Here is a 13,971-nt window from a genome sequence, read left to right on the forward strand (position 1 = left end):
CGGCGAGTGCGGATGCCCGGGGCCGGCCGGAGCACAGCCTCGGCTTCGTCTTTCAGGAGCCGACGCTTCTGCCCTGGGCGCAGACGCTCGACAACGTGACTTTGCCCCTTCGCCTCAAGAAGATGAACCGCACGGAGGCCGACCAGCGTGCCGCCGCGATGCTCGAACTCGTGGGCCTCAAGGGGTTCGAGAAGAGCTATCCGCGCGAACTCTCCGGCGGCATGAAGATGCGTGTCTCGATCGCCCGCGCGCTGGTGACGGAGCCGAAGGTGCTGCTGATGGACGAGCCCTTCGCCGCGCTCGACGAGATCACCCGCCACAAGCTCAATGATGACCTGCTGATGCTCTGGCAGCGCAACCGCTTCACGGCGGTGTTCGTCACCCATTCGGTGTTCGAGAGCGTCTATCTCTCCGAGCGCATCGTTGTGATGGCCGCGCGGCCGGGACGCGTGATGAGCGAACTCATTGTGGATGCGCCTTTCCCGCGCGACAACCTGTTCCGCACCTCGCCCGAATATGCGCGTCTCTGCCGCCTCGGCTCGGAAGCTCTGAAAAAGGCCATCGACGCATGAGCGAAACCACGCTTGCTCCCGCCGCCGCGCGCGGCACCGATCAGGAGACCGCTCCGGTCTTTGCCGAAGAGGCGCGCATCCTGGGTCTTCCGAGGAGCCGCTGGCCGGACATTCTCGCGCCGATCCTCGTCGGCATTCTCATCATCGCGTTGTGGGAATGGGTGGTCCGATACAAGAACATTCCTTCCTATCTGTTCCCCGGCCCGCTGGTGATCGCGCAGACGCTGGTGCAGGACTGGCATACCCTTTCGGGCGCTCTGTGGATCACGCTGCGCATCACCTTTGCCGCGCTGATCGCGGCGGTGAGCGTTGGCGTGGCCCTGGCCATCCTCTTCACGCAGTCGAAATGGCTCGAGCGCTCGCTTTTTCCCTACGCCGTCATCCTGCAGGTGACGCCCGTTGTGGCGATCGCGCCGCTGATCATCATCCTGGCGGAGGATGTGAACCTGTCGCTGCTGATCTGTGCCTGGATTGTTGCCTTCTTTCCGATCCTCTCGAACACCATCCTGGGGCTGAATTCCGCCGATCACAATCTCGTCTCGCTGTTCCAGCTTTATGGCGCGAACCGCTGGCAGACGATGCGTTATCTGCGCCTGCCGGCTTCGCTCCCGTATTTTCTCGGCGGGCTGAAGATTTCGGGTGGCCTCGCGCTCATTGGCGCGGTGGTGGCGGAATTCGTGGCCGGTTCGGGCGGCTCGGCCTCGGGCCTCGCCTATCGCATTCTCGAAAGCGGCTACCAGCTCAAGATCCCGCGCATGTTCGCGGCTCTGCTGCTGATCTCGCTCTCGGGCATCGCGATCTTCCTGGCGACAAGCTGGCTCTCGCATCGCCTGCTGCATCGTTGGCACGAGAGCGCGCTGAAGCGCGAGAGCTGACAATACGCCTCAGCGCTTCGCGTCATCAGGCAGGTCATCGTCATCGAGGATGACCCTCCAGGAGGCACCCTCGATATCCTCGAATTGCCGCGTCTTCAGCGACCAGAGGAAGGCACCGAGACCCAGGGCGCCCATGGCCAGGGCCATGGGGATGAGGATCACGAGGATGTTCATGGGCTTTCTCCACCGAACCGTGCGCGCATCGCGTTCATCGTGACGATCAGCGACGAACCAGACATCGCGATGGCCGCGACGAAGGGGGTCGCGAGGCCGGCAATCGCGATCGGAACCGCCACGGCGTTGTAGATGACCGCGAGCCAGAGATTCTGCGTCATCAGGCGGCGCGCTTTCCGTGCGATGCGGATCGCATCCGCCACCGGGCCGAGCGAAGCGCCCATGACCAGCAGATCGGCCTGTGCCTGCGCGAGGTCCGTGGCCGAGACGGGCGAGATCGAGACATGCGCGGCGGCGAGGGCAGGGGCATCGTTGATGCCATCGCCCACCATCAGCACCTTCCGGCCCTGCTGACGCAGTTCCTCAAGTCGCGCGACCTTGCCGCCGGGCTCGACGCTTGCCTGCCAATGATCGATGCCCAGGGCCTTCGCCACGCTCGCGACCGGGATCTCGCGGTCGCCCGAAAGGATTTCAACGGAAAGGCCGAGGCCCTTGAGCGCCTCGATGGTGGTGCGGGCATCGGCCCGCAGGGGCTGGCGGATCGCGAAGACCGCGACATCCGTGCCGCAGCGCATGGCAATGAGCGACGCCTCGGGATAGGCTTCCGAAACCGCCTTGGCTTCCGCTTCCGCCCCGCAAAAGGCAGATGAACCAAGGCGGATCTTCACGCGCGCATCCTCGGCTTCAAGGCCCTGTCCCGGCGTTTCGCGCACGTCGCGGAACGGATTGTCGGCACCGCCCGCCTTGGCGATCGCGACCGCGAGGGGGTGACGCGACGACAGCGCAAGCCGTCCGGCGATGGTCAGCAGGCGATCCGGGATCTGCTTGCGATTGGCGATCACCGGCTCCGGCAGGGTGAGGGTGCCGGTCTTGTCGAAGACGACGGTATCCACCTCGGCAAGCCGCTCCAGCGCGTCACCGGCATGGAGCAGGATCGAGCGGCGGAACATCGCGCCCGAGGCCACGACCTGCACGGCGGGAATCGCGAGGCCCAGCGCGCAGGGGCAGGTGATGATGAGCACCGTGACGGAGATCAGCAGCGCCGATTGCCAGGACAGGCCCCAGAGCACCCAGCCGATGAAGGTCAGCGCCGCCGCAGTATGCACCACCGGCGCATAGGCCCGCGCGGCGCGGTCCGCGAGGCGCACATAACCCGCGCGCTTCTCGGTGGCATGGGCGAGCAGCGCCTCGATGCGCGCGAGAATCGTGCTCGAGGCGGCATGGCGCACCCGGATTTCCAGGGTCCCCGAGAGGTTCATTGTGCCGGCATGCACATCCATGCCCGGCTGCACGGCCTGATGCGCGGTCTCCCCGGTCACGAGGCTCTGGTCGATGTCGGAGGTGCCGCGCTCGATCAGGCCATCGACGCCGATCCGCTCGCCGGGGCGCACCAGCACGAGCTGGCCGGGCTCGACCGTCGCGGCGGCGACTTCCTTCAGCACGCCATCGGGCAGGATGCGCGTGACGGTCTCCGCGCGGAGCGCCGCGAGGTTCGAGGCCACGGCGCGCGTGCGGCGCATCATCATCTGATCGAGCACGCGGCCGATCAGCAGGAAGAAGATGAGCATCACCGCGCCGTCGAAATAGGCGTGCTCGCCCGATTGCAGCGTCTCCCAGACCGAAATGCCCAGGGCGAGCAGGATGCCGAGCGAGATCGGCACATCCATGTTCACGGCGCGCGCCTTCAGCGAGCGGATGGCGCTGTCGAAGAAGGGGCGACCGGAATAGGCGGCGGTTGGCAGCGCGATCAGCGCGGAAATCCAGTGGAAGAAGTCACGCGCCTCGCGCGAGAGCCCCGTCTCGTTGCCGGACCAGACCGAAACCGAAAGGAGCATGATGTTCATCATCGCGAAGCCCGCGACGCCGAGCGCGCGCAGAAGCCGCTGCTCCTCGGCCTTCTCGCTGGCCTCGCGCTCGGCCACGCGGAAAGGGTAGCCGGTGAAGCCCAGGGCTTCGAGCCGCGCCAGCACCTGCGGGGGGGCCACCCGTCTCGCATCCTTCCATTCGACCGTGAGGCGCTTCTCGGTGAGGTTCACGCGTGCCAGAGCCATGTCCGGCTCCGATGCAAAGGCGCGTTCGATGCGCGCCGCACAGGCCGCGCAATGGATGCCATCCACCACGAAATCCATCCGCACGCGGTCTTCGGGCGCGGGGATGAGATAATGCGAAAAGTCGCGGATATCCGGGTGCGGCAGAACCGTGCTCACGGGGTGATCCCCCGGATGGACTCGTCCTTCAGGGCCAGGCGATGGCGCGAGAGGAAGAGCCGCTCGCCGCTTTCGAGATCATGCGCCTCGATCACGAGGCCCCAGCCGCCGGCATCAATCCCGTCGAGCTTCGCCGTATAGTAGCCATCTCCGCGCGGGGAGAGCGTGATGGCCCGGTCGCGACCGCGCTGCGCAGGATGCTGCAGAACAACCGTCACGGCGAGGCCAGCCAGCGGCTTGCTCATGCTGTCACGGAAGCGGATCTCGAGGTCGAGCACGCGGTTGGCGAGCGAGAGCTTCGCGTCGCTCTGCCAGCCGCGCCGTGCCTGGGCTTGCGCGGCGGCCAGTTCCTGCCGGTTGAAATTCTGGCTCACATCATAGCCGTTGCGCGCATCAAGCCCCGGCATGGTGCGGATCGCGGTGGTCATCATGAAGACATTCACGCTCGCCACCACCGCGAAGAAGGCGATGAGCATCGCCAGCACATGCCAGCCCGTGAGACGGAACTCATGCGCCTTCCGGGCGGCAAGGATCGAGGCGCGTTCAGGCAGTTCCACCGGCATCGAAAAGGCTCCGCAGCAGCTAGTCATCCCGTCTTTCCCCATGGCGAGCCCCTCTGGACCGCCGGGAATCGTCTCCGTCAGGACCGAAGAAGTTCTCCCGGATCACGCGACTGTCGCCGAGCTGGACATCGGTCGCCTTGATCTGAATCATCGTTTTCCCGCCTTCGAAGGCGTGGCGCGGCACCGTGACGAGAAGCCGCACGTCGAGTGTCTGGTCAGGGCCGATCTCGAAGGAGAGGGGTTGGCCAGGAATCGGCTTCACGCCGATGAGTTCGGCGGAGGCGCCCGGCACGCCATCGACCGCCACCGCGAAGATCCGCGCCTCGGGCCGCTTGTTTGAAAGGCGCAGGGTGAAGTTGTTACGCACCGAACCATCGCGCAGCACCGTGAAGAGCGGAGAGCGCTCGTGGATCGCGCTGATATCCATCATGGAACGCGTGGCCAGCGCGTAGATCATGGTCATGGCGACGGCCGCGATGACCCCAATATAGAGTAGGGTGCGAGCCCGGATGAGCCGGATCGGCGGAGGCGTGGTGCCGCATGCGCGCGCCGTGATCGCCTGTTCGGTATCGTAGCCGATCAGCCCGGTAGGGCGGTTGATCTTGGTCATCACCGTGTCGCAGGCATCGATGCAGAGCCCGCACTGGATGCAGCCGAGTTGCGCACCGTCGCGGATATCGACGCCCGTGGGGCAAACCGCCACGCATTGGTTGCAATCGATGCAATCGCCGGCCGGCTCGCCGGCCGCCCTGGCCTTCGTGGCCTGCTTGACCGACATGCGCGGATCACCGCGATCATGGCGATAGGCGACATTCAGCGCATCCGCATCGGTCAAGGCGGCCTGAATGCGCGGCCAGGGGCACATATAGAGGCAGACCTGCTCGCGCATGAAGCCGGCGAGCGCATAGGTCGTGAAGGTGAGGATGCCGATCCAGAGATAGGCGACGAAGGGCGCCTGAAAGGTCGCAAGATCGCGCACGAGGGTCGGCGCATCCGAAAAGTAGAGCACCCAGGCGCCGCCGGTCCACCAGGCGATCATCACCCAGACGAAGTGTTTCGTGATCTTCAGGCCCCAGGTCTTGCCGGCCCAGGGGGCGGCGTCGCGCTGCATGCGCTCGCGCCGGTCGCCCTCGATGAGCCGCTCGACCTGGAGAAACAGGTCGGTCCACACAGTCTGCGGGCAGAGATAGCCGCACCAGATGCGGCCCGCGACCGCGTTCATCAGGAACAGGATCAGCGCCGCGAGGATCAAGAGGCCGGTCAGGTAGTAAACCTCCTGCGGCCATATCTCGATGAAGAAGAAATAGAAGCGGCGCGCCGGCATATCCACCAGAACCGCCTGGTTCGGCAGGTGGGGCCCACGATCCCACCGCACGAAGGGAAGAAGATAATAGACACCGAGACACAGGATCAGCAGCGTCCACTTGATGCGCCGGAAAGTGCCCGACACCCCCTGCGGATAGATTTTCTTCGAGGCCTCGTAGAGCGGGGCATCGTCGTCATAATCCGCAGGGCTGTGGGTGTTCACTTCTGGCCTCCGCCGAGGCTATGCACATAGACCGTCAGCGCCTTGATGGTCTCTGGATCGAGGCGGCTGCTCCAGGCCGGCATCACGCCGCCACGCCCGTTCGTGACGGTATCGACCATGGCCGTCCGGCTGCTGCCATAGAGCCAGATCGCGTCCGTCAGGTCGGGCGCGCCGAGGTCCTGGTTCCCCTTGGCCTGGTCGCCATGGCAACTCGCGCAGTTCTCCGCGTAGAGCTTCGCGCCAGCCGCAAGATCAGCCCCGTTCGCGACATCGAGACCGGCAAGGCTGCGGACATACTCGACCACGGTTCCGATCTCCGCAGGCTTCAGGGTGCCCGTGCGACCGAAGGCCAGCATCTGGCTCATGCGGGAATTGCTGTCCTGATCCCAGCGGATGCCGTGGGTGATGGTGGTCGAGATATCGGCCAGCTTGCCGCCCCAGATCCATTCATCATCGGTCAGGTTGGGAAAGGTGTTGCCCCCCATGCCGCCAAGGCCGTGGCAGCCCGCGCAATTGTCGCCGAATGCCGCCTTGCCGCGCGCGACCGCGAGACGGAGGAGTGTCGGATCGTTGCGGATCTGCTCGAGATCGGCGGTCTTGAGAGCCGCCGCCTGCTCGGCGCGCCGGGCCTCGAGACGGCGGATATCCTCCGCCACTGCGGCACGGCTGGAATAGCCGAGCAGGCCCCTGGTGTGGCTCGAGATGAGCGGCCAGGCCGGATAGACGATCCAGTAGCCGATGGACCAGAGGATGGTGAGATAGAAGGTCCAGAGCCACCAGCGGGGCAGGGGCGTATTCAGCTCCTTGATGCCATCCCAGCTGTGACCGGTCGTGGTCTGGCCGGACACCGCATCGAGATCGGCATGAGCGTTACGGGTTGTGTCGGCCATGGTTCAGTCCTCTTCCAGGGGAAGGCGCGCGGCGTTCTCGAACTTGGCTTGGTTCTTGGGCCAGAGCGCGTAGATGCAGACGGCGAGGAAGATCGCCATGAAGTAGAGAACACCGACGGATTGCGCGATGTTCGCGAGGAAGGCGTACATATTGGCCAATTGCCTCTCCCTCAGCGCAGGTTGGCTTTGTTGTCGTAGGTCGTGAAGTCGACCAGCGTCCCCAGCACCTGCAGATAGGCGATCAGCGCGTCCGCTTCGGTGATCCGCTGCGGGTTGCCGTCGAAATCGCGCATGTTTGCCTTGGGATAGCGCTTGGCAAAGTCAGCCGCCTTCGGATGGTCGGGGTCGGTCTGGGCGCGCAGGTCGTCCTTCGCCGCCGCCATCATCTCCGGCGTGTAGGGCACGCCGGTGAAGCTCTGGACCTTCATCTCGGTTGCGATGTCATCGAACGAGAGATCGGTCTTCGCCAGGAACGGATAGCCCGGCATGATCGATTGCGGCACGATGGATCGCGGCGCGTTCAGGTGCTGGAGGTGCCAGTCATCCGAATACTTGCCGCCCACGCGGGCCAGATCCGGCCCCGTGCGCTTGGAGCCCCACTGGAAGGGCTTGTCGTACATGGATTCAGCCGCGAGGCTGTAATGGCCGTAACGCTCGATCTCGTCCCGCAAGGGGCGGATCATCTGGCTGTGGCAATTGTAGCAGCCTTCGCGGACATAGATGGCGCGTCCAGCGAGTTCGAGCGGGGTGTAGGGCCGCATGCCCTCCACCTTCTCGATCGTGGATTTGAGGTAGAAGAGCGGCGCAATCTCCACCAGCCCGCCAAAGGAGATCATGACGAGCACGCCGAGGACCAGGATGATCGAGTTGGTCTCGAAAATCTTGTGCTTCGACCAGAGGGAGGGCTTGGGAGCCTTGCCGGAAGTGGTGTCGGACATGGTTTCCGTTCCTTGATGTTCGAGAGCTCACTCGGCCGGCTGGAGCCCGGCGGCGGGCGCGAGGCCCTTCTCGAGCGCGTTCGGCGCGGCGCGCACGGTCATGATGAGGTTGTAGACCATGATCAGCGCTCCCGCGAGAAACAGCCCGCCGCCCAGCGCGCGGATGACATAGTAGGGGTGCATCGCCGCCACCGTCTCGATGAACGAATATTCGAGATAGCCCAGCGAGGTGTAGGCGCGCCACATCAGGCCCTGCATGATGCCCGAGACCCACATCGCCGAGATGTAGAGAACGATGCCGATCGTGGAGATCCAGAAGTGCCATTCCACCAGACGGTTGGAATAGAGGCGCTCCTTGTTCCAGAGCCACGGCACGAGGCAGTAGATCGCGCCGAAGGAGACATAGCCCACCCAGCCCAGCGCGCCAGAATGCACATGGCCGATGGTCCAGTCGGTGTAGTGCGAGAGCGAGTTCACCGCCCTCACGCTCATGAGCGGACCTTCGAAGGTCGACATGCCGTAGAAGGCCACCGACACCACCATCATGCGGAGCACGGGGTCGGTGCGCAGCTTGTCCCAGGCGCCCGAGAGCGTCATCAGGCCGTTGATCATGCCGCCCCAGGAGGGCATCCAGAGCATGATCGAGAAGGTCATGCCGAGCGTCTGCGCCCAATCGGGCAGGGCGGTGTAGTGCAGGTGATGCGGACCGGCCCAGATATAGAGGAAGATCAGCGCCCAGAAATGGATGATCGAGAGACGGTAGGAATAAACCGGCCGCTCCGCGCGCTTCGGAATAAAATAGTACATGATGGCGAGGAAGCCGGCGGTGAGGAAGAAGCCCACCGCATTGTGGCCATACCACCACTGGAACATCGCATCCTGCACGCCCGACCACACGATGTAGCTCTTGGGCGAGATCAGCGAGACCGGGATCGTCATGTTGTTGCCGAGATGGAGCACGGCAATCGTGACGATGAACGCGAGATAGAACCAGTTCGCGACATAGATATGTGGCTCTTTCCGCTTCCAGATCGTCGCGAGGAACACGAGCAGGTAGACCACCCACACGACCGTGAGGAAGAGGTCGGCATACCATTCGGGCTCGGCATATTCCTTGCCCTGGGTGATGCCCAGCAGATAGCCCGTGCCGGCGACGACGATGAAAAGGTTGTAGCCGAGCACCACGAACCAGGGCGAAAGGTCACCGGCAAGGCGCGCATGGCAAGTGCGCTGCACCACGTAGAACGAGGTGGCGAGGAGCACGTTGCCGCCAAAGGCAAAGATCACCGCCGAGGTGTGGAGCGGGCGCAGCCGGCCGAAATTCGTCCAGGGCAGATCGAAATTCAGCACCGGAAAGGCGAGTTGCAGCGCAATGACGAGGCCCACCAGGAAACCCGCAATGCCCCAGAACATCGCGGCTGCCGTCGCGAATTTCACGGGGCCGAAATTGTAGTTCGGCTTGCCGTTGATCTCCTGCGGCTCGGGGCCCTGGCCATGGTAGCGCCGGACGATGATCGCCCGGAAGGCCAGAACGCTCGCCAGCGCGAACACCACCATGTGGAATGCGTAGCCGCCATGGTCGGTCAGCCCCGCGATGATGAGACAGGTAACCCCGAAGAGCGCCAGCGCAAGTGCGCCGAACGATTCGCCCCCCGTCATGTTTCGAATTGCCCCTGTGGCCATGCCCTTCTCCGTCGGCTGCCTGTGGTATCGCAGCGCATATTCCGTTGAGGCGGCGGGGGGGTCCTTGATCCGCATCAACGCAAGGGATTCGACCAAGGGAGGGGGCTGCGACATTTTCGCACGATCCATGCATTGTCCGGGCCTGTCTGACAGCGTACGTTGGCTCGAACCATTGGCAGGGGGAAAAACGGCCATGGAATTGGATGATCGTTCTTTTGAGCCCAGTCTGGCGGCAAGCGGCTGCTTCGACGCCTCGGGTTGCCGAAGCGTGTGCCAGAATTGCCGCGTGCGCCTTCTTTCGGTCTGTTCCGCGCTGGATGACCACGAGATCCATGAACTCGACGCCATCATGCATCACGCATCGCTGGCACCGAAAAATACGCTTTTCTCACAGGGTGACGCTGCAACTTCGCTCTACACCATCACGGCCGGCACCCTGCGCCTGCATTACGACCTGCCGGATGGACGCCGCCAGATCGTCGGCTTCGCGATGCCGGGAGACTTTCTGGGCCTGTCGCTGGAGCCACGATTCGGTCTCACCGCCGATGCCCTGACCAAGGTGAGCCTCTGCCGGTTCGAGCGCCCGCGCTTCATGGCGCTGATGGAGCGTCATCCCAGCATGATGCGCAAGATGCACGAAGTCGCCTCGCATGAACTTGCGATTGCGCAAGAGCACATGGTGGTTCTGGGCCGCAGAAGGGCAGAGGAGCGGGTCGCCTCGTTCCTGATCAAGTGGTGGCAGCGCCTGAAGCGCATCCAGGGGCCGTCGCCGACCGTGCCGCTGCCGATGGGCCGGCAGGATATCGCCGACCATCTCGGGCTCACGATCGAGACCGTTTCGCGCACGCTCGCGCGCTGGATGCGGGAACGCATTATCCTGGATGTGCCGGATGGCGTGCGCATTCTCGATGCCGCGCGGCTCCAGGAAATGCTCGGCAATTGAAGCGCCGGCGGTCCTGAAAGGCCGGCGCTCATCGTCTGGTTGGCGGGGGCCTTAGAGCCTGACCGTTCTGATAGAATTAAATCTGGCGCTCACTCTTCTTGTTTTCGCATCCGCTTTTTCCACCAACCGGTATCCACTTGGCGGGCGGATGCTCTAGCCTGCGAAGGTGTAGGCCGTCTTGACCGTGGTGTAGAACTCACGGGCATAGGCGCCCTGTTCGCGCGGGCCGTAGCTCGAGCCTTTGCGGCCGCCGAAGGGCACGTGATAATCCACGCCGGCCGTCGGCAGGTTCACCATCACCATGCCCGCCTCGCTGTTTCGCCGATAATGCGTGGCATGCTTCAGGCTGGTGGTGCAGATGCCAGAGGAAAGGCCGAAATCCGTGTCGTTCGCCACCGCCAGGGCCTCCTCGTAATCCTTCACGCGGATCACGCTCGCGACCGGGCCGAACACTTCCTCGCGGCTGAGGCGCATCTGGTTCGTGCATTCCGTGAAGAGCGCGGGCTGGAGATAGAAGCCGGGATTCTCGCGGTTCAGCCGCTCGCCGCCCCAATGCAGCTTCGCGCCTTCCGAGCGGCCGAGCGCGATATAGCCCTCGTCGACTTCGAGCTGTTTCGCGTCGACCACCGGGCCGATATGCGTGCCGGCCTTGAGTGCATCATCCACCACGAGCGCCTGCATCCGTTCGGTGAGTGCCGCGACGAAGCGGTCGTGGATGCCCTCGGTCACGATCAGGCGCGAGGAGGCCGTGCAGCGCTGACCGGTGGAGAAGAACGCGCCATTCGCGGCGCATTCCACGGCAATCCTGAGATCGGCATCGTCGAGCACGACAAGCGGATTCTTGCCGCCCATTTCGAGCTGCACCTTCTTCATCGGCGTGGAGGCGACGCAGGAAGCCGCGATGCGCCGCCCGGTGCCGACCGAGCCCGTAAACGAGATCGCCAGAACATCGCCGTGATCGATGATCGCCTGGCCCACCACCGAGCCCTTGCCCATGACAAGGTTCAGCACGCCCCTGGGCAGCCCCGCGCGATGGAGAATGTCGCAGAGCGCCCAGGCCGAATGCGGCACGAGTTCCGCCGGCTTGATCACCACCGTGTTGCCATAGGCGAGCGCCGGCGCGAGCTTCCACGCGGGAATGGCAATCGGGAAGTTCCATGGCGTGATCATGCCGATGACACCCAAAGCCTCCCGCGTGATTTCGATGCCCACGCCGGGGCGGATGGAATTCACGACCTCGCCATTGAGGCGCAAGGCCTCGCCAGCGAAGAAGGCAAGGATCTGCCCGGCCCGGGTGGCCTCGCCAATGCCCTCGGCGAGCGTCTTGCCTTCCTCGCGGCTCAGAATGCGCCCCAGTTCGTCCTTGCGCGCCATCACCTCGTCGGAGGCGCGCTTGAGGATGTCATGCCGCTCCTGCGGATTGCTGCGCGACCAGGCGGGAAAGGCGGCTTTCGCGGCGGCAACCGCGTTGTTCACATCAGCGGCGCTGCCGCTCGCAAACTCGCCGATCACGTCATGGGTGTTCGAGGGGTTGATGTTCGGCAGCATCCGTGCGGCGCGGATGCTCTCGCCAGCGATGAAGTTCGAGAATTGCGCGGTCATGGACATTCCTCTCGGGCCGTTCGAGGCCTCGCCTCGGGATCATGCCGGATTGTTCTCGCATTCGGAGCGATTCCGCCAGTGCCTTGGCGGGGCCTCGCGCCCCTTGGCTTCGCGCCGGATGTCGCAATCGACCTGGTCTGTGAGCTCCTCGACGGATGGAGATCGAAGTTCGAGCGGCGGTCGAGCGCCTTTTCGGCCTTTACCGGGGGCAGGATTTCCCCCAGGGTCTTCCGCGTCTTCAGGCTTGAAAAGTCAAGGGCAGCACTTCTTGTCCGTTCTTCAGGGGCACCCGGCGGGTGGCCAAAGCCGGCGAGCGGCGCTAGCCTTTCGGGGAAGGTGCGGGCCGCCGGGCCTGTGCTGCGAAAGCTTTCCCGTCGAACCATCGGATTTTCATGCCTTTTGCCCATGCCCGCGATGCCGAGACCGGCCAGGAGCCTGTACGGCCCCGGCGTGTGCTCGTTCTGGGCGCGACCGGCACGATCGGGCGCGCAACGGTCGCAGCCCTCGTGGAGCGTGGCCATGAGGTGGTTTGCTTCATCCGGCCCCGTGCCGGAATTGGCGGAGCCTTGTCCGCGCAGGATCTCGCGGGACTTCTGCCCGGCGCGGCCCTGCGCTTCGGAGACGTGACCGACCCTGCCTCGCTTGCCGCCGATGGCTTTCGGGGCGAAAGCTTCGATGCGCTGGTCTCCTGCCTCGCCTCGCGCACGGGCATGGCACGGGATGCCTGGTCGATCGACCATCGCGCGCATCAACAGGTGCTCGCGATCGCGCGACAGGCAGGTGTGGGGCAGATGGTGCTGCTTTCGGCCATCTGCGTGCAGAAGCCGAAGCTGCCCTTCCAGCAGGCGAAGCTCGCTTTCGAACGCGAATTGATGGAATCCGGCCTGACCTATTCCATCGTGCGGCCCACGGCCTTCTTCAAGTCGCTGTCAGGGCAGGTGGAGCGGGTGAAGAGGGGACGGCCTTTCCTGGTCTTCGGTGATGGCCGCCTGACCGCCTGCAAACCCATCAGCGACCGCGATCTCGGCCGGTTCATCGCCGGTTGCATCGAGGATTCGAGCCGTTGGAACCGCATCCTGCCGATCGGCGGCCCCGGCGCAGCCATGACGCCGCGCGAACAGGGCGAGATGCTGTTCGACCTGATTGGGCGCCCGGCGAAGTTCCGCTCCGTGCCGCTGGGGATGATCTCGACCATCCGCGCGGTTCTCGCAGCACTCGGGGCTATCAGCGCCCGGATGGCGGACAAGGCGGAACTCGCGGGCATCGGGCATTATTATGCCAGCGAATCCATGCTCCTCTGGAACCCCGAAACCGGACGATACGAGGCCGATGCAACGCCCTCCACCGGCAGCGACACCTTGCGCGAGCACTATGCTCGTCTGATCCGGGGCGAAATCCGGGATGAACGCGGGGACCATGCCGTCTTCTGATGCCCGGCAGCGATGTCATCTGTTCGACGAGCCACTCGGGCAAAGCAGGGAACAACACCGCCATGGCGAGCTTCTGCCCGTCACGCAAAAACCGAACCGATCAGGGGCGGGGCCATCGGACGGGAAGCGAAGGGGGGGGCCCGAAGCGCTCGGCAGCATCGAGAGGTTCTGCAACGCCGTCCGCCGGCACCCGAGTCTCGGCTCACTCTGCCCGGGGTTCGAGCAGAAGGAAGGATGAGTTCACTGCCTTTCCACGGAACGGGCGGCAGGAAAACATCCCTGTCCATATGGCGGATGGGGTGTCCTCCTAACCCAAATCTTTCTGCGAATTAGTTGATCTAATTTTTCGGTATATCCCATTGATATGTCTCGATTTTATGTTCTGCCGTTATCTTTATTCGTATTATCCTGTTGCGCATGTCTCTCGCTACAAGTAGGGTTGTTCTTAGGGTTGGCATTCATTCATGGGGTTGGCTGTGGCGAGGCGGGTCAAGGAAAAGCTGAGCGTGAAGGACGTTCAGGCGGCCAGGCCGGCCGGGCGCTACTCCGACGGTGGCGGGCTCTAC

Annotated in this window: 13 protein-coding genes; 4 read left to right on the top strand and 9 right to left on the bottom strand. The window is 64.2% G+C overall.

The genetic code is table 11. The features are described from left to right. Together ACKODO_RS09715 and ACKODO_RS09720 are read left to right on the top strand one after the other, a co-directional pair. Positions 1-572: ABC transporter ATP-binding protein (locus ACKODO_RS09715; protein WP_408983239.1), on the top strand; the 572-nt coding region annotated here is incomplete at its 5' end. Then, positions 569-1,447: an ABC transporter permease gene (locus ACKODO_RS09720; protein WP_408983240.1), complete on the top strand. Its 879-nt coding sequence runs from the start codon at positions 569-571 to the stop codon at positions 1,445-1,447. The genes ACKODO_RS09715 and ACKODO_RS09720, both read left to right, overlap by 4 nt. A 9-nt stretch (positions 1,448-1,456) precedes the next feature. Here the strand turns inward: ACKODO_RS09720 and ccoS are convergent, their stop codons facing one another. The 8 genes from ccoS to ccoN form a co-directional block, all read right to left on the bottom strand. Next, positions 1,457-1,621, bottom strand: coding sequence for a cbb3-type cytochrome oxidase assembly protein CcoS (gene ccoS / locus ACKODO_RS09725; protein ID WP_408983241.1), 165 nt, complete (start codon positions 1,619-1,621; stop codon positions 1,457-1,459). Continuing rightward, a complete protein-coding gene (locus ACKODO_RS09730) occupies positions 1,618-3,750 on the bottom strand; it encodes a heavy metal translocating P-type ATPase (protein WP_408983249.1) in 2,133 nt (710 codons plus the stop codon). Before ACKODO_RS09730 ends, ccoS begins: the two co-directional genes overlap by 4 nt. Before the next feature lie 74 nt (positions 3,751-3,824). Beyond that, positions 3,825-4,391, bottom strand: coding sequence for a FixH family protein (locus ACKODO_RS09735; RefSeq protein WP_408983242.1), 567 nt, complete (start codon positions 4,389-4,391; stop codon positions 3,825-3,827). A 19-nt stretch (positions 4,392-4,410) separates the two neighbouring features. Further along, positions 4,411-5,919 (bottom strand): cytochrome c oxidase accessory protein CcoG, encoded by a 1,509-nt coding sequence (gene ccoG, locus ACKODO_RS09740; protein WP_408983243.1) that lies wholly within the window; start codon positions 5,917-5,919, stop codon positions 4,411-4,413. Beyond that, the gene (gene ccoP / locus ACKODO_RS09745; RefSeq protein WP_408983244.1) at positions 5,916-6,809 is read right to left on the bottom strand and encodes a cytochrome-c oxidase, cbb3-type subunit III; all 894 of its coding nucleotides are present in this window, start codon (positions 6,807-6,809) and stop codon (positions 5,916-5,918) included. The genes ccoG and ccoP overlap by 4 nt, the downstream gene beginning before the upstream one ends. Positions 6,810-6,812: 3 nt before the next feature. Further along, entirely contained in the window at positions 6,813-6,959 is a 147-nt protein-coding gene (locus ACKODO_RS09750) for a cbb3-type cytochrome oxidase subunit 3 (protein WP_408983250.1), read from the bottom strand. A 20-nt stretch (positions 6,960-6,979) separates the two neighbouring features. Continuing rightward, positions 6,980-7,747 (bottom strand): cytochrome-c oxidase, cbb3-type subunit II, encoded by a 768-nt coding sequence (gene ccoO / locus ACKODO_RS09755; protein ID WP_408983245.1) that lies wholly within the window; start codon positions 7,745-7,747, stop codon positions 6,980-6,982. Between the two features lie 27 nt (positions 7,748-7,774). Beyond that, positions 7,775-9,406, bottom strand: a complete 1,632-nt coding sequence (gene ccoN / locus ACKODO_RS09760) for a cytochrome-c oxidase, cbb3-type subunit I (RefSeq protein ID WP_408983251.1) — start codon at positions 9,404-9,406, stop codon at positions 7,775-7,777. 217 nt (positions 9,407-9,623) lie between these two features. Between ccoN and ACKODO_RS09765 the strand changes: the two genes are divergently transcribed. Continuing rightward, entirely contained in the window at positions 9,624-10,373 is a 750-nt protein-coding gene (locus tag ACKODO_RS09765; protein WP_408983246.1) for a Crp/Fnr family transcriptional regulator, read from the top strand. Positions 10,374-10,526: 153 nt separating this feature from the next. On the opposite strand, the gene ACKODO_RS09770 is transcribed toward ACKODO_RS09765, so the two are convergent. After that, entirely contained in the window at positions 10,527-11,975 is a 1,449-nt protein-coding gene (locus ACKODO_RS09770) for an aldehyde dehydrogenase family protein (protein WP_408983247.1), read from the bottom strand. A gap of 392 nt (positions 11,976-12,367) precedes the next feature. Here ACKODO_RS09770 and ACKODO_RS09775 point away from each other — a divergent pair, with 392 nt between their 5' ends. Then, positions 12,368-13,405 (top strand): NAD(P)H-binding protein, encoded by a 1,038-nt coding sequence (locus ACKODO_RS09775; protein WP_408983248.1) that lies wholly within the window; start codon positions 12,368-12,370, stop codon positions 13,403-13,405. The last annotated feature ends 566 nt before the right edge of the window (positions 13,406-13,971 follow it).

The organism is Rhabdaerophilum sp., from assembly GCF_046092605.1.
Lineage (GTDB): Bacteria > Pseudomonadota > Alphaproteobacteria > Rhizobiales > Beijerinckiaceae > Rhabdaerophilum.